Annotated in this window: 15 protein-coding genes; 10 read left to right on the forward strand and 5 right to left on the reverse strand. The window is 53.4% G+C overall.

What is annotated here, in order from left to right:
* The first annotated feature begins 181 nt into the window (after positions 1 to 181).
* The 6 genes from Q1Q75_RS06420 to Q1Q75_RS06445 all read left to right on the forward strand — a co-directional run bounded on the left by Q1Q75_RS06420 (position 182) and on the right by Q1Q75_RS06445 (position 4,480).
* The gene (locus Q1Q75_RS06420; RefSeq protein WP_300668445.1) at positions 182 to 472 is read left to right on the forward strand and encodes a hypothetical protein; all 291 of its coding nucleotides are present in this window, start codon (positions 182 to 184) and stop codon (positions 470 to 472) included.
* 367 nt (positions 473 to 839) lie between these two features.
* On the forward strand, positions 840 to 1,475 hold the full coding sequence (locus tag Q1Q75_RS06425) for an HAD hydrolase-like protein (RefSeq protein WP_300668447.1): 636 nt from the start codon (positions 840 to 842) through the stop codon (positions 1,473 to 1,475).
* 373 nt (positions 1,476 to 1,848) lie between these two features.
* A complete protein-coding gene (locus Q1Q75_RS06430; protein ID WP_300668449.1) occupies positions 1,849 to 2,376 on the forward strand; it encodes a 2'-5' RNA ligase family protein in 528 nt (175 codons plus the stop codon).
* A gap of 158 nt (positions 2,377 to 2,534) precedes the next feature.
* Positions 2,535 to 3,290: an alpha/beta hydrolase gene (locus Q1Q75_RS06435; protein ID WP_300668450.1), complete on the forward strand. Its 756-nt coding sequence runs from the start codon at positions 2,535 to 2,537 to the stop codon at positions 3,288 to 3,290.
* A 284-nt stretch (positions 3,291 to 3,574) separates the two neighbouring features.
* Positions 3,575 to 3,739 carry a hypothetical protein gene (locus Q1Q75_RS06440; protein WP_300668451.1) on the forward strand — a complete coding sequence of 55 codons (165 nt, stop codon included), beginning with the start codon at positions 3,575 to 3,577 and terminating at the stop codon, positions 3,737 to 3,739.
* A gap of 213 nt (positions 3,740 to 3,952) precedes the next feature.
* Entirely contained in the window at positions 3,953 to 4,480 is a 528-nt protein-coding gene (locus tag Q1Q75_RS06445; protein WP_300668453.1) for a gamma carbonic anhydrase family protein, read from the forward strand.
* A 103-nt stretch (positions 4,481 to 4,583) separates the two neighbouring features.
* Here Q1Q75_RS06445 and Q1Q75_RS06450 read toward each other — a convergent pair whose 3' ends face one another.
* Together Q1Q75_RS06450 and Q1Q75_RS06455 are read right to left on the reverse strand one after the other, a co-directional pair.
* On the reverse strand, positions 4,584 to 5,486 hold the full coding sequence (locus Q1Q75_RS06450; RefSeq protein ID WP_300668454.1) for a hypothetical protein: 903 nt from the start codon (positions 5,484 to 5,486) through the stop codon (positions 4,584 to 4,586).
* A gap of 78 nt (positions 5,487 to 5,564) precedes the next feature.
* A complete protein-coding gene (locus Q1Q75_RS06455) occupies positions 5,565 to 6,686 on the reverse strand; it encodes a DUF362 domain-containing protein (RefSeq protein ID WP_300668456.1) in 1,122 nt (373 codons plus the stop codon).
* A gap of 119 nt (positions 6,687 to 6,805) precedes the next feature.
* On the opposite strand from Q1Q75_RS06455, the gene Q1Q75_RS06460 reads away from it, so the two are divergent.
* Entirely contained in the window at positions 6,806 to 7,534 is a 729-nt protein-coding gene (locus tag Q1Q75_RS06460) for a sulfite exporter TauE/SafE family protein (protein ID WP_300668458.1), read from the forward strand.
* Between the two features lie 2 nt (positions 7,535 to 7,536).
* Here the strand turns inward: Q1Q75_RS06460 and Q1Q75_RS06465 are convergent, their stop codons facing one another.
* From Q1Q75_RS06465 to Q1Q75_RS06475, 3 genes are all read right to left on the reverse strand, one after another.
* Positions 7,537 to 9,261 (reverse strand): TIGR03545 family protein, encoded by a 1,725-nt coding sequence (locus Q1Q75_RS06465; protein ID WP_300668460.1) that lies wholly within the window; start codon positions 9,259 to 9,261, stop codon positions 7,537 to 7,539.
* A 16-nt stretch (positions 9,262 to 9,277) separates the two neighbouring features.
* Positions 9,278 to 9,781, reverse strand: a complete 504-nt coding sequence (locus Q1Q75_RS06470; protein WP_300668462.1) for a TIGR03546 family protein — start codon at positions 9,779 to 9,781, stop codon at positions 9,278 to 9,280.
* A gap of 329 nt (positions 9,782 to 10,110) precedes the next feature.
* Positions 10,111 to 10,773 carry a CsgG/HfaB family protein gene (locus Q1Q75_RS06475; protein WP_300668464.1) on the reverse strand — a complete coding sequence of 221 codons (663 nt, stop codon included), beginning with the start codon at positions 10,771 to 10,773 and terminating at the stop codon, positions 10,111 to 10,113.
* Positions 10,774 to 10,967: 194 nt separating this feature from the next.
* Between Q1Q75_RS06475 and Q1Q75_RS06480 the strand changes: the two genes are divergently transcribed.
* From Q1Q75_RS06480 to Q1Q75_RS06490, 3 genes are all read left to right on the forward strand, one after another.
* Positions 10,968 to 11,990, forward strand: coding sequence for an adenosine deaminase (locus Q1Q75_RS06480; protein ID WP_300668466.1), 1,023 nt, complete (start codon positions 10,968 to 10,970; stop codon positions 11,988 to 11,990).
* 1,115 nt (positions 11,991 to 13,105) lie between these two features.
* Positions 13,106 to 13,693, forward strand: coding sequence for a PEP-CTERM sorting domain-containing protein (locus Q1Q75_RS06485; protein ID WP_300668467.1), 588 nt, complete (start codon positions 13,106 to 13,108; stop codon positions 13,691 to 13,693).
* A 198-nt stretch (positions 13,694 to 13,891) separates the two neighbouring features.
* Positions 13,892 to 14,320: a hypothetical protein gene (locus Q1Q75_RS06490; protein ID WP_300668468.1), complete on the forward strand. Its 429-nt coding sequence runs from the start codon at positions 13,892 to 13,894 to the stop codon at positions 14,318 to 14,320.
* Positions 14,321 to 14,836: the final 516 nt, after the last annotated feature.

Here is a 14,836-nt window from a genome sequence, read left to right on the forward strand (position 1 = left end):
GCCCGAAGGGTGAGAAAATCAGACAGAATACCGTGGATTACATTTTGCATTTTTGAAACGACTGAAAATATTACTGCAAAGAGCTCTAATTATATATTATTCCTTAGCCCTGATTGTTTTCTCATGAAATATCCGGGCTAAGGCACCATCTATTATGGGTATGGAGTGAGGGAGATCCAAGATGAAAAAAATCGGAATGGTGCTGGTCTTTTTTTTCTGTAGCGGGACGGCCATGGCGGCATTGCCCCCCCAATATCAAAACGCCAACGATCTGGATGTTATGGTGGCATACATCAAAGCACACCCTGAGGTTGCCGCGAGATTAAAATCGATTGATCTTAAGTCCTATACCATCCATTTTGGAGAGGGGGGCTCGGTCATTTTTGGTCGAAAAAAAAGGGTAAAACCCTTTGGTTGGGTCGGACCGGCAGCCCCCCTGGAGTTTAAGAAGCGAACCTGCGTCGGCAGCTAATGGGGGATGCGAGGTGCCCAGAGCCTCCGGCGGTCCTGCGGGGGGCTAAATTTTTGCTTGATTTTATAAAGACGGGTTTAAGAATTATCTTTTTTATTTAATTTATTTTGTACCCGCTGCTCACGACAGCAAAGCTGTCTTGCCCCTGTCTGATACCCTACGCACGCATTGTCTATATTTTGGTATGAATTGTGTCTGGACCCACGACGACAAAGAGGACATACTGCAGCCATGCAGGGCGGGCATCAGATCGTGGGGATGAACCTCCCCTTATGACAGCCTGATTTCTATAAATATCATTACAGGGTCAAGCCATCTGCCGGTTGCACCTATCAGCCGCCGATGGCTGACGTTCGGCGGACCTCACATGAACTTGCTTTTTGATCTCGACGGCACGTTAACGGATTCCTTTCAAGGCATCACGAAGTGCATCCAACACGCCCTTGTTTCCCTTGACCGACCGGAGCCCCCGGCTGAAAGCCTGCGCTGGTGTATCGGCCCTTCGTTGAAGGAGAGCTTTACCAAACTTCTGGGCGCGCAGGATGAATCGCTGGTGGATGAAGCGATCGACCTGTATCGAGAGCGCTTCGGCTCCATCGGGCTGTATGAGAACAAGGTCTATCCCACCATCGAAGAGACTCTCCATGAACTCAAGGAAGGCGGCCACCATCTTTGTGTGGCGACCTCCAAGCCCACGGTTTTTGCTCGCCGAATCCTCCATCACTTTGATCTGGCATCCTATTTTTCAACGATTGACGGCAGCGAATTGAACGGTGTGCGGTGCGACAAGGCCTCGTTGATTGCTCACATCATCGCACGCGACGCCATGATTCCGGCGGACACCGTAATGATTGGAGACCGTGAGCATGACATGATCGGGGCCTGCAGAAATGGAATTGCCGGATGGGGCGTTTTGTGGGGCTATGGCTCAAGAGAGGAGCTGGATGCGGCCGGTGCCTGTGCGTGCATCGAGACCCCCGGTGATGTGTGTAAAAAAATGTAACGATTCAGCTTATGCCTCCGGCGGCCCTGCCGGGGGCCAACCTTTTGAAAAGGTTGCCAAACAGGCCTTTAAAAAAATCTTGGGTCAATTTAAAACCTAAGGCAAATGTGATTTGACCTGAGGAATCGCCTACGCCCATGTCAATACGTCACCATTCGAACAACGCCAATGGGCTACGGCGCGACAAGCGATCCGTCTTCGCCTGCGGCTACGCCGTGACATGGGGACAAAGCGCATTTGCAACCTGCTTTCAAGGTGGCACACCTTGCCGCCGGAGGCATTTTTTTGGCCACTTTAACCATGGAAGGCTGTTTTTCATGAGCTGAACAGTGACAATCGAAGCAGCGTTTCATTAAGGAAGTGAAGAGTTTTCATGGGATATTCAATCGAACTTTATTTTGATCGTCAGTTTGAGACAAAAATTCGCCTGTTGTGGACTCAACTCGCAGAGTCCGGGGTGCCCTCCATCCTGCATAAAATTGGCAGCAGGCCCCATATCAGTCTGGCCGTCCTGGACACGATTGATGTCGGCCAGGTGGTGAATCTGTTGGACGCATTCAGTCAAGAGTCTTCTTCATTTTGCCTTGAATTCTCAGCGATTGGATTGATTCCCGGAGACCTGCAGTCCGTGTTCTTGGCTCCGGTGCCGACGAGTGCACTTCTTGAGATGCAAAGCGCTTTGTACCGGCTGTTGCAGGACCACGGGTGCCTGCCACGGGACCACTACAAGCCGAATCTCTGGTTGCCGCATTGTACGATTTCCAAGGAATTGATCGCCTCGGATGCTTTAAAAACCGTGGGTATGTGCCAGGCCGGTTCAGTCATCGGAATGGCTCATATTATCGAGTTGGGTTTGATTGAATTCAGGCCAAGAAAAAAAATAAAAGGGTTTGTCCTGTAGAACAGGCCCTTATGAATCGGGAAGGCCCGAAGCAGGCGAAGAACCTCAGAGCGAGGGTGACGCGTCAAGCACGTCGGGCACCCTCGCTCAGACCGGGCGGATTTTGTGTGATGGTGCTGGGCATTTTGTTTACATCTTTCCATGAGTCAGAGGTTGCTATGCCATATTTCACCCATGATGATCTTTCTCTTTTTTACCGGGAAAATGGGACCGGAGAGCTCCTGGTCATCCTTCCAGGAAACACCTCGTCTTCTTCCTGTCATGAGGAAGAGTTGGACTATTTCGGTCAAACCTATCACGCCGTCTCTTTTGATTTTCGCGGGACCGGCAAGTCTCAGCGTCTCGCCACCTGGTCACAGGACTGGTGGGACCTGTGTGCGGAGGATCTGGCCGCCCTTGTCTCCCACCTGGGCCAAAAACGGTGCGCGGTGATGGGAACAAGTGGTGGCGCTTTGGTCGCCTTGTTGTTTGCGATTAAATATCCAGATCTTGTGTCCGGGGTTGTCGCAGACAGTTGTGCCGAATTGTTTGCACCGGACAATTTGCGTAGCGAAGTGTCTGAGCGGTCGCTTCGATCCATCGATCAGGTTGAATTCTGGGCGTATGCAAACGGTGATGACTGGGACACTGTCGTGGCCGCCGATAACAAGCTGTTGCTTGATTTTGCGGACCAGGGCGGGGATCTTTTCAAGGGACGATTGAACACCATCACATGTCCGGTTTTATTTACCGGGAGCCTTAACGACTCTTTTATCCCGGATTTGGGGGTACAAAACATTGGGATGTCAAAACAGATTCCAGGCAGCCGTGTTTTCGTACACAACGATGGGGATCACCCGTTTATGTGGGCCTGTCCCACTGTTTTTCAATCCGAGAGCGACGCCTTTCTGAGGGATGTGGTTTATGTCGAATGAGGCCATAAGACTCCCTTGCACCACGGGGTTCCCGATGTCTATTTTATAAAAAGCACTCTGGCGGCAAGGCGAGCTTGCTCGAAAGCGGCCTTTTATGACGCCTTGTGCCGTTTCCCCCAGGTTTATTTCTTACGATTTACGTCACATTTTATTCCTTGGACGCCCCGCCGTAAGGGTCGGGGGTTCAAGGACCTTCCTTTTTACTGACCCGTGTCATCCTGATGGGCTGAGAGACAAATATTCCGGTCCTGTGCGGGAAAATTCATGGATATCAGGAGAGTGAAATGTCTGAAATGAACAGGAATAGGCTGGCAGGCGTTGTCTGTGTGGTTTCAGGTGTGTCGCTGGCTTTGTGGGCCTTTCTCAAGGGGGGGGAGGCGCCCATACCCATGGGTTTGATTTTTGTCGGGATTTACGTCCTGGTGATGAAGCCCTTGGGGAAGGGGTAAATTCTCCGGGGGGGCGGTCGAATACCGTCCAGGAATTCTGACCTTTGGGCGTATTCGTTGTGAGAGACCGTCCGCTGAAAACCCCTTTAAAATTGAAATCAAAGCCTGTTTGATTGTCTCATTTGTTGATTTGAGCGATAAACTATGTTCTCTTATGGCGAGAAATTTAAGGGACAACCAACCGGGCTTAACTTTTTTAAAAAAGGAGTTTCAATGCTCTATTCATTCGACGGAAAGCAGCCAATCGTGGGGGAACATTCGTATGTCAGCGAGCTGGCAAGCGTCATCGGCGACGTGGTGATCGGCGACAACTGCTATATTGGCCACGGGGCCATTATCAGGGGCGATTACGGCAGGATTGAAATCGGGGACGGCACCGCCGTGGAAGAGGGCGTCATCATTCATGCACCTCCCGGTGCCGTGAATCATATTGGAGCCCGCGTGACCCTGGGCCATAAGGCCGTGATTCACGGGAAATTTATTGGAGACGGCGCCGTCATCGGTATGGGGGCGGTCCTGAGCATCCTCTCCGATGTGGGGGTGGGCGCCATTGTCGCCGAAGGTGGAATCGTCAAGGCGAACCAGGTGATCCCGGACCACGTTGTCGCCGCCGGGAACCCGGCCAAAGTCATCCGGGAGGTATCCTCCGACGACAAGGCTCTCTGGGATTTCGGCAAACAGCTCTATATCGATCTGGCCCAAAAATACCTGGATGAAGGGATGGAGCCGGTTCCGCTTTAAGTCCTGAATGTGCCGACAGGGGGCGCATCCTTTCCGTCTGCAGGCGGGATGCTTTGCCATCCGAGGGGGTGCCACCCCGGCCACGATGCGCCCATGGCACTGCCTACTGCATCTGCCAGGTGCCGTCGTCGGCCAGGCATCCGTTTTTAACGGTATGCTCTTTTTTTCCTGATTTCGGGATGAGGTCAAATCGCAGTGAGACACAGGCTGTGTCGCCATCCTTGAAGGCCCGCTGGAGGGAGACGGTTCCTTGGATGCCGGAATCGGGGTTGGCCCAGTGGGTGGATTTGAGGTCCATATTATTCAGAAGGCGTGCGGTGGCTTCCACCACACGCTTTTCGTCTTCTTGGGTCAATTTTCGTGTGGTGAAAAGGGAGCCGGTGATGCTGTTACCGGCCGCCATGAGCAGTTTGAAGGGGGAGGTGAGGACCCCTTTGACCATGCCGGTCACCGCCTCTTGAGAGGCTTTGCCGGCAATGCCCTGGGCGTCTGCCACGAGGACCTCCACCCGCGTCAGGGTGTCGGGTATCTGCAATCGAATGGCTTCGGACTCTTTGAGAGCCTGTTCAATCAGGGGGAGGGCGGTTTCCACCTGGGCCGTGACGGTGTTCACGGTCTCGGTGAGCAGGGGCAGGTGTGTTTCAAGCTCTTTTGCCTGGGCTTGGATGGCATCGACCCGGGTGAGGATAGAGGGGAGCGTTTCTCGGATTTTTTCCACCTCTTCAAGGATGGCAGGGACCGCGTTGCGCACCTGCGCCATCTCCGTGAGAATGGACGGCACAGTTTTTCTGATCTCTTCCACCTCCGCCATAACAGGGGGGAGCGCGTTGGTGATCAGAGGAATGGTGTCCACGATGTCGTCAATTCGGGTGTTTACCTCCTCCACGTGGGAGAGGATGGCCGGGAGTTCTTTCGTGACGCCCTGGATGCTGCAGGCCAGCCAGGCCATGGCGCCGGCAAGAAGGATCAGGGCGACGGTCAGGGCGATGGTGAGGGTGTTTTTCATGGGAGCCTTCTATGGTTACAGACGTTTTAGCCTAAGTGGCTTCGCCACCCTTGCCGCCGGAGGCAGGTTTTTTGTTCTTTAAAACACCCTGTCGGCTAATTTTTTAGCCTTCTGGAGCCAGTGTCCCACCCGGGTGTCCACGGCCGTCAGGGCCGCGTGGGGGCAGACCTCGACGCAGCAGTAGCAGCGGATGCAGGTCTCAAGGTCAAAGGCCACGGCCTCGTCGGTCTCGGTGATGGCACCCACCGGGCAGTAGGTGAGGCATTGATTGCATTTTTTGCAGGCGGCCGGGTTCACCACGGGGCGCTGGACCATGTGTTTGCGGATGAGGTCTTTCATGAAAGGCGGGCCAAAGGTCACTGGGCTCTGGGTCGGCAGCTTGAAATCTGAGAAGATTTTTTCGGGCAGGGGGGCGTTCGGGATGGCCTGGATGTGCCCCAGGGTCAGGGCGGCCGCCAGGGTGGGCAGGGCTTCAGGGGCCAGGCCCGCCATACGGGCGCAGGCCGCGTCGACGGCATGGATGTCCGCTCCGGCCACGAGGAAGCCCATGGGGCGAGGCGTTCCATTTTTTCCGGGGCCCTGGCCCTCAAGGCCTGTGATGGCGTCAACAAGCGTCACCGTGGGGCGGATCGCCTCGGCGATGCCCACCAGGAGCCTGGCGAATTGGTCCCTTTGAATGCCTGCCCGCGCATGCCATTTTGGTTTTTCAAATCCCACCACGCAACCGAAGAGGTTTTTAACGCCCAGGGTCAGGGTCATCATGGCGTGGGTTTTAAACTTGGGCAGGTTGATGATTGTCTGAGTCTTCAGGGCCTCTGCGGCCAGGCCGATGGTGCCAAAGGGCGCACCGATGTCAATGGGTGCGGCTGTTTCGAATCCTTTTACCTCCACAGGCATTCCCTTTAAGGCTTCCTGAAAACCTCCCATCCTCCAGATTTTTTCCACACTTCCCACGGCCGGGCTGTCGGCGATGAGGGGTGTTCCCCCATGGTCGAGAACCCAGGCGGCTGCAGCTCTCACCACCAGAGGATGGGTGAGGATCGCCTTGTCGGGTGGCGCGGCCAGCAGCAGATTGGGTTTGATGAGGACCCGCTCACCGGTGGTGATGGCCCTGGGAATATGGCGGTCCAGCAGCTCCCCCACCTGACGGGTGAGTAAAGTCTGGTCGTAGGCGGATGGGACGATCTCAGGGGTGGGCATGGCGCAACCTTTATTACATAAAATGGGTTATGAAATATTGACAGTTCGAAGACCCGAGTGGTAACATTTTTTCCCTTTCATTGGGGAAAGAACCTTGTAAACCAGAAGGAGACTCGTACGTGTTTCAACAACCTGAACTCTGGCAAATCCTGGCCGCCAATGTGGCTGTGGCCTTCGGTGCCTTTATCCAAAGCGGCACGGGGTTCGGCATGGGGCTTTTGTGCGTGCCCCTCCTGACCCTTATTAATCCTGTCTTCGCGCCGGGCTCCTTTCTTTTGGCCAGCATGTTTCAGAACAGCGTCATGATCGTAAGAAACCGTCAGGGCATCCGGAAGGACTGGCTTGCGGCAATTCTTCCCGGTATTGTCATGGGTGCTGCCGTGGCCTATGTCGCTTTGAAAAACCTGAAAGGCTCGGGGGTTGAGCTATCCATCGGGATCACCATTCTTCTTGCGGTGGCCATAAGTGCCATAGGCCTTCGCGTGGCCTTGGGGCGAAAAACCCTTGTGGCCGGCGGGACCATCGCCGGTATGATGTCCACCGTGGCCGGTGTCCCCGGTCCCCCCCTGATCCTTCTGCTTCAAAACGAACCCGGCCTGCAGATTCGGGCCAACCTCGGCATTACCTTTATGGCGGGAAGCTTTTCATCCATTGTTGCCTTTTACTTTGCCGGACGTTTCGGCCTTCTTCACGCGCTCCTCGGCCTCTCTCTCCTCCCCGGAATTTTGACGGGCAGCCTCCTGGCCGGACCCTTTGCCCGCCTTCTCGATCGGTCTTTCCTGCGGCCCGCTCTCCTTATTCTCGTCAGTTTCGGTGGCCTGGCCCTGATTCTTCGGAATATTATGTAAGTTTACATCAGGTTTTTTCCGTCCTGCAATTTTTGAGCGAGGGTATCGTCCAGGGCTGTCATGCCACCAAGATCTGAACCGGTCGCCGAGAATGCGGAGCCGGTTTTTTCTTTGATGGCGGCCTGAAGCCCTTTCCCAAATTCAACAGAGAGCTCTTGGGTGGCGTTTTTAAGGGCCTTTTTCAGGATGGTATCGAGATCGGACGAGATCGAGAGGTCGTAGTCGTCCAGGGGGCCGCTTGCAGACCCCTGGATGGAGAAGGCCTTCACCTCTTTCAGGGAGCGGCTGAGGGCCTGCTGGAGTTTGCCCTGGTCGGTGGATGTGGCAAAACGCACCTGGGTTAATTTTGCGGTGAGGTCGGCGTCGAGGGTGGTTCCTCCGGAGATGTCCGCTTTGCCGGTGACGGCAGCTGAGGCACCCTGCATGCGCAGAGAGTCTTCAGAACCCACGGGTTTGATGCCGATGCCGGTACCCGAAAAGGTGAATCGGTCGCCCGCGGTTTTGGGGCTGACCCGGTCCAGGATGGCCGTCAGAGCCACCGAATCGATCCCTTTGAGTTTTTTGCCCGAAAGGGTCAAGGCCATGGGGCGCCCCACCAGGGGTTGCTGGGCGGTGACGTTTTTAAGGGTCCCGGCGAGGATGCCTGCGGGAATTTCCACTTCAAGCGATCCGTTTGAGATGAGAAAGTCCGGCAGGGGCCGTTTTTCCGTGAAGGCTATGTCGATCCCTTTTCCCCGGATGCGCTTGACCTCGGCCTCTTCTTTTGTCTCCGTTGCGGGCGCGTTCTTGTCCGTCTTCTTTTTTTCTAACATCGGCTGAATCTTTTTGTACCACTTGACTGCGGTCGCCACTTTGCCTTTGAAGGCATCTCCGAAGAGAAGGGAGGTGACGTTGTCGAGGCCCGTGGCGGAAGGTCCGTATTTTTTCTCAAGCCGATCGTAGTCCGCTCTGGCCAGGGACGGCAGGGCCTTTACTCGTGTCTTAAGGGTTTGGATATCCGTCTCGAGATCTTTTTTAACGGTTTTTATGGTGCCCAGGTCCTGCTCAATTTCATCCGTGATTTTTTTGAGGTCCGAGGCCTTGCTTAAGAGTGCCTTCCACCCTGATTTTCCGCTTTTCAGAGCTTTAATGCGGTCTTCGTAGGCCTTGAAGTGGGCCTCATCGGGCAGGGCGGCGATGCGTTCTTTATATTTTGTTTCCAGTTGCTTGATGTCGGTCTGAATTTTTTTTGCCTCTTCCAGGCTGGCGAGGGGCTCCTGTTCCAGAATTTTTCTCGGATCTTTCATATCCAGGGAGGGCAGTGAGAAGGTTTTTCCGTCTTTTTCCCCAGGCTTAAGGGGCGGGGTGGCTTTCTCTTTGCCGGCCACAGCGCCGGAGCGGCTCCGCTCGGTATCGAAGCGGATGCCCGTGGCGGACATTTCGGGAAGAATCCATTTTCGAAAGAAGAGGGGGGCCGTCTCAATGGAGAGGGCAATGCGCCGGGCTTCTACGGCGTTTCGCATGGGAGCGTCCGGGTTGGTGACGGCCAGCCCGGTGAGGGAGAGCCCGGCCGGGAAGAAGCTGAGGTCGGCGTCGGCCAGCTCGACCCGGGCTCCGACGATGAGGGTGCCGGTGGTCTCAATGGCTTTTTTCACGAGGCGGTCGGCGAAAAGAAAGGTGAAGAGAACCAGAACGGCTGTGATGACCGCAAAGGCAGCGACACCCTTGATACGAATCCATTTTTTCATGGGAAGCTCCTTTGGATCAGGCCAGGGCCTTGTAGACGTCGTAAATTTTGGATGCCTTGAAAATCTTCATCAGGCGGCTCTTGTCGACCCAGGCGAGAAGGTGGGTCCGATAGCCGGCGATGAGTCGGTTGGTTACCAGAAAGAGGGGGACAAAGAGCACCAGGGCCGTAAGAAGGCTTCCCATGACCACGGTGTTGTTGAACCGGGCCAGGCGGAAGAGGGAGAGGTTGTACAAGCTTGTCCAGAGCCCTTCCAGGGAGGGCAGGGTCAAAATCCAGTGGCCCAGGCCATGGAAGAGGGGGTCTATCAGCCAGGCGATGCCGGAAAAGATCGCCCACCCGAGAAGGCAGGCGGAAAGGTTCACCCGGACGACGCAAATAATAAATAGGATGATGAGGTTATGCAGGGAAAAGAGCGGCGTGAACCCCAGCACCATGGCGAGGCAAAGGGCCAGGCTGATCTGGGCTGGTTCCGCCTCGGAATTTAACAGTTTTAAGAGATTGGCAACCAGCTGGATCATGGGGCCTCCTTGGGATTGAAACGAAAGTATATAGATAATATCATTGGATTTTCGCAGCTTCTAAGTGGCAGGCTTTCGACTATGCATATATTTTAAATAGATTAGGTGGGGTATGTCGCAGTGTCAAGCTGAAATCAATGGTGTGGGAGACCCCTGGCGTGCGGCGAACAGGGCCGCGTCTTGCCCCATGCGTTTCGGTGTTGACGGTGTCGCCGGAGCGTCGGGGCGAATCTGCGTATGCAGAGGCGTTCGCCCCATGAGTCGCGACACCCGGCGTGCGTTCTCCCCTGGATTTCGGGAGGAAGTCTCGCTGCCGGGGGCATGCTTTTTTAATCCAGAGAGGGGAACATGTCGTATTCACCGCTCTTTTTTTTGAGGACGGCATCGGTTCGGTCGAGGATTTTTTTTACCAGGGTTTTTGAGGTCCGTTCGGCAAATCGGATGCCGTTGCAGTCGCATGGGGAGAGCATGTCGCCTTTGAGCCCCGAACTGCGGGTGATGGCACCCTGCCAGAGGATCTCACCGGTTTCGATATGAATCGCCTTGACCGAATAACTTATCGTGGTGCAGGAGATGGCCTTCATTTTTCCCTTCACACGTTCGTATTTTGCCTTTTTAAAGTCCCGGACCCTGCCGAGGATGATGACATGGGCGTGGGTCTTCTGGCCGATCTCTTTGAGCTTTGTGTCGTCTGCGTGGCCCATGTAAGTAAATTCCATCTCGCGTAAAACCCTCTCAATATCGCTCCGTTCCACGATCGTGTATCCGGATTTCATAAAGGCGGCTTCAAAGGCGTCGGTGACCACTTCGGAGACATTAAAACTGAAATTGTCCCGCGCGGCCGAACGTTTGTCGGCAAAGGGGAGGATGGCGAAGTGGTCATGCTCGAGTTCGGATAGCTGTGGGCTCAGCTCCACGTTCTGTGAGGGCTGGAGAATCGCGCATCCGGTGAGGAGCAGGAGGGCGGCAAGGGAGACAATGGATTTTTTCATGGCAATTTCCTGTGACCGGTGAGAGGTGTGAATACCTGGGCTCTGGGTGCCATCATTGGGTGTGTTACAAGTGACTTATATCCTATGGGGGCGCTGGGAGCAAGAGGGCTTGAGAGGGATCAGGGGTTTTCTTTTGGAATGAAGAGAATTAAAATAGGCACCCTGATCACATTTTTTAATTGAGGGAGATTTACATGGACGTAAAATTTAACGGCAACCTGCCCAAGGCGGAGTTGCATGTGCATATTGAAGGCACCCTGGAACCCGAGCTGATGTTTGCCCTGGCTGAACGCAATGGCATCAAGCTTCCCTATAAAAATACGGAAGCGATTCGGGCGGCCTACCAGTTTACCGACCTTCAGAGCTTTCTGGATATCTATTACGCTGGCGCGGGCGTGCTTCAGACCTCGCAAGATTTCTACGATCTCACCTGGGCCTATCTGGAGCAGTGCAAAGCCGATCATGTGGTTCACACCGAGATCTTCTTTGACCCCCAGACCCACACAGAGCGGGGGATTGATTTTGAGACGGTGCTGGAAGGAATCGACGGGGCGCTTTCTGACGCAAAGCAGAAACTCGGGATCACCAGCCATTTGATTCTCTCTTTTTTGCGGCACCTCTCTGAGGCGAGCGCTCTGAAGACCCTGGAGATGGCCCTGCCCTATAAAGACCGCATCATCGGGGTGGGGCTCGACTCCTCCGAGGCGGGGTTCCCCCCCGAGATGTTTGAGCGGGTGTTTACAAGGGCGCGTCACGCGGGCTTTATTCCCATGGCCCATGCCGGCGAAGAGGGGCCTGCCGATTACATTCATCAGGCCCTGGAGCTTTTGAAGGTGGTGCGTATCGACCATGGGGTCAGGGCCTGTGAGGACCCGAAACTCATGGATCGTTTGATTAAAGAGCGCATCCCCCTTACCGTTTGCCCCCTCTCCAACGTGAAGCTGAAGGTCTTTGAGACGCTCGCGGACCACAACATTCTCGAGATGCTGGATCAGGGGGCGTGCGTGACGGTGAACTCCGATGACCCCGCCTACTTCGGCGGCTACATGAACGCCAACTTCGAAGGGCTGATCAATGAACTGGGGATGACCGAGCCCCAGGCCCGCCGCCTCGCCGCCAACAGCTTTGAGGCCAGTTTTCTGCCGGACGCCGAGAAAAAGGCGTGGATGGCCAAGGCCCTGGGAAACGGGGGGGGCGAAGGGAAAGGGGATTGGTAGCCTCTGGCAGTGGGGGGGGCAACACTCCCTATATAAAAATGCCTAACCCGGATATTTCATGAGAAAACAATCAGGGCTAAGGAATAATATATAATTACAATTCTTTGCGGTAATATTTTCAGTTGTTTCACAAATGCAAAATGTAATCCACGGTATTCTGTCTCATTTTCTCTCCCTTCGGGCGAGCCGGGTGCACTCATCTGCCGCGTTATCAAAGCTTTGAGGTAAACCACTACATCTTCAGCTCTGATGCCTTGCATATGAGCGCACCCAACTCGTGAAATATCCGGGCTAATGTAGTGAGCTCCGAATGTACGTTGTTTCTTGTTTTTTTGAGACAACGTGCATTCGCCTTTGATGTGGCTAAATGGTTGGGTTCAATTTCGGCTGAAATTGCATGGTGAAATATCGTTTCATGCTGTTTTTGTCGACGGTTATATGTCAAAACAGTTTACATCGATATCTTATTGTTTTATATGTATAAAAATATATAAATTTTGAGATACGACTCCTCTCCTCTCCTCTCCTCTTTCAAGCCAGCATTTTTTGGCGACGTCAGATCGCCGACTTCGAACCTCGTCGCATAGAGACAGACTGCCCGATAATTCTTCGTGTGAATAAATCCTGAAAATATCTTCAAAGCCTCCCTTGTGAGTTTCTATAGGTGGGGACTTCCTCTTCTTTGCTTATGGCTGATGCTCCGCATTATCCATTGCAGGCTAAAGGGTGATAACAGAGACGATGCGCCAGACCATATTCGAAGCTAAACAACCATTTTATTAAGGCCTTTTTCGCTTGTATTGAAAGCCTTTAGTTCGTGCGAACTAAAGAACCCTAACCCGGATATTTCATGAGAAAACTGTTGATTCAGGTTAATGAGAATTTATTACCGTTGGTTGCGTAAGAAAATACAGACATTTCAAAAATACAAAATGTAATTCACCGTTTTCTGCTCGCTTTTCTCACCCTTCGGGCGAGCCGAGTGCACCCATCTTCAGCGTTATCAGAGCTTTGAGGTAAACCACTACATCTGCAGCGCTGATGCCTTGAATATGGATGCACTTAACTCGTGAAATATCCGGGCTAAAAAAGTTAACATCAGAGGAGACAGTAAAATGAAGAAAAAATTATTTGTCAGTTTGGTGTGGGTATTACTTTTATGTGTGTCACGGAGTGCCGATGCGACTCCCGTTCGCTATGATGTTTGTGGTAAGGCGAGCCTATGCAGCGAAGCGCCTGGTGGCGTATTAGCTTGTGCAATGAGCGGATACTTATTCATTGATGATGTTATGAACGTAGAAGATAACTATGAAATTTATTATATTAATCAATTCGAAATTGAACTGGGTGAGTATTCTTTTTACGGTGACTCGGGAAGTATCAAACGTAGTGAGCATGATGACTATTTATCCCTTGACGGTCAGGGTGATTGGACCCATTGGGGGTTTGATAACTGTTGTAATCATGTCGGGGCAGGCTTGCCTGATATAATGAAGTACAAAGGAGATTATGGCCATCAATGCTCACAGGACCTTGATGGCTTTCATATCGGCGGGGACAGTTTGTGTATGAAGCTGACGCGGTCTCAAGCCCCCGTTCCAGAACCATCCACGGTGTTTTTGTTTTGTACAGGATTTTTGGCAATCTTCGGTCATCGGTTCAAACGTAAAAAAAGAGAATATCCATTTGTCGTGATTGATTGAATGGTCAGGGTAAAACTTGGTTTTTTCAATTTATGGGGCATTTTTTGAAGAGATTGAAACGCCTCAAGTCCGAGGGGGGCAGCCCCCTGCCGACCTTCTCTAAGGGGTGGGGTTCAACTCCTCTGAGGCGGGGTTCCCCCCTCCCCCGAGATGTTTGAGCGGGTGTTTACAAGGGCGCGTAACGCGGGTTTTATTCCCATGACCCATGCCGGCGAAGAAGGGCCTCCCGATTACATTTACCAGGCCCTGGAGCTTTTGAAGGTGGTGCGTATCGACGATGGTATCCGGGCCAGTGAGGGCCCGAAACTCATGGAGCGCCTGATTAAAGAGCGCATGCCCCTCACCGTTTGCCCCCTCTCCAACGTGAAGCTGAAGGTTTTTGAGACGCTCGCGGACCATAACATCCTCGAGATGCTGGATCAGGGGGCGTGCGTGACGGTGAACTCCGATGACCCCGCCTATTTCGGAGGCTACATGAACGCCAACTTAGAAGGGCTCATCAACGAGCTGGGGATGACCGAATCCCAGGCCCGCCGCCTCGCCGCCAACAGCTTTGAGGCGAGCTTTCTGCCGGACGCCGAGAAGAAGGCGTGGATGGCCAAAGCCCTGGGGAACGGGGGGGCGTAACGAAAGGGGACCAGAAGCCTTCTATGGTAATGTTCAAAAAAGGTAACTATTCAGCTCATGCCTCCGGCGGCCCTGCTGGGGGCTAAACTTCTGAAAAGTTTAATAAACAGGTTTTAATAAATAATCCCAGATTTACACTGAATCAAAGGCCGATACGCTTCGTTCCACATTTCTTGGGGCCAATCACATCCGCCATTGATTCGAGAATGAGGTTAAAGCACGGATCGCCCCTGCTTGCCCTTTTTATCCCCAGATTATTTTTCATGACCCCGTTGGACGCGCGAAGGCGTCCCGCGGGGTTTTTTCTTTTTTAAGGACGGTATCCCCCTGAAAGAGCAAGTCCAGGGGGCTTTGGGTGGACGTGTGTGGAGTTCTGATGTCAAGAAAAGTTAGGCACCCCTAAAAATGTCCTTGAATCAAAATATTATTTGGGTTAAATAGTTCCCCTCTGCGGAACAGCAGGCGGGCCACGGGGAGTCCCCGAGCCTGGAAATGAGGATGGCCTCTCAGGATGGG

Origin of the sequence: Desulfoluna sp. (assembly GCF_030145185.1) — a bacterium.
In the GTDB taxonomy this organism is placed as follows: Bacteria; Desulfobacterota; Desulfobacteria; order Desulfobacterales; family Desulfolunaceae; genus Desulfoluna.

What these genes read in the sequence shown, in the direction of transcription:
- Q1Q75_RS06440 (WP_300668451.1), top strand. Translation starts at nt 3,575, where the DNA reads ATGTCTGAAATGAACAGGAATAGGCTGGCAGGCGTTGTCTGTGTGGTT.
- Q1Q75_RS06445 (WP_300668453.1), top strand. Translation starts at nt 3,953, where the DNA reads ATGCTCTATTCATTCGACGGAAAGCAGCCAATCGTGGGGGAACATTCG.
- Q1Q75_RS06490 (WP_300668468.1), top strand. Translation starts at nt 13,892, where the DNA reads ATGACCCATGCCGGCGAAGAAGGGCCTCCCGATTACATTTACCAGGCC.
- Q1Q75_RS06450 (WP_300668454.1), bottom strand. Translation starts at nt 5,486, where the DNA reads ATGAAAAACACCCTCACCATCGCCCTGACCGTCGCCCTGATCCTTCTT.
- Q1Q75_RS06455 (WP_300668456.1), bottom strand. Translation starts at nt 6,686, where the DNA reads ATGCCCACCCCTGAGATCGTCCCATCCGCCTACGACCAGACTTTACTC.
- Q1Q75_RS06465 (WP_300668460.1), bottom strand. Translation starts at nt 9,261, where the DNA reads ATGAAAAAATGGATTCGTATCAAGGGTGTCGCTGCCTTTGCGGTCATC.
- Q1Q75_RS06425 (WP_300668447.1), top strand. Translation starts at nt 840, where the DNA reads ATGAACTTGCTTTTTGATCTCGACGGCACGTTAACGGATTCCTTTCAA.
- Q1Q75_RS06480 (WP_300668466.1), top strand. Translation starts at nt 10,968, where the DNA reads ATGGACGTAAAATTTAACGGCAACCTGCCCAAGGCGGAGTTGCATGTG.
- Q1Q75_RS06470 (WP_300668462.1), bottom strand. Translation starts at nt 9,781, where the DNA reads ATGATCCAGCTGGTTGCCAATCTCTTAAAACTGTTAAATTCCGAGGCG.
- Q1Q75_RS06420 (WP_300668445.1), top strand. Translation starts at nt 182, where the DNA reads ATGAAAAAAATCGGAATGGTGCTGGTCTTTTTTTTCTGTAGCGGGACG.
- Q1Q75_RS06430 (WP_300668449.1), top strand. Translation starts at nt 1,849, where the DNA reads ATGGGATATTCAATCGAACTTTATTTTGATCGTCAGTTTGAGACAAAA.
- Q1Q75_RS06475 (WP_300668464.1), bottom strand. Translation starts at nt 10,773, where the DNA reads ATGAAAAAATCCATTGTCTCCCTTGCCGCCCTCCTGCTCCTCACCGGA.
- Q1Q75_RS06435 (WP_300668450.1), top strand. Translation starts at nt 2,535, where the DNA reads ATGCCATATTTCACCCATGATGATCTTTCTCTTTTTTACCGGGAAAAT.
- Q1Q75_RS06485 (WP_300668467.1), top strand. Translation starts at nt 13,106, where the DNA reads ATGAAGAAAAAATTATTTGTCAGTTTGGTGTGGGTATTACTTTTATGT.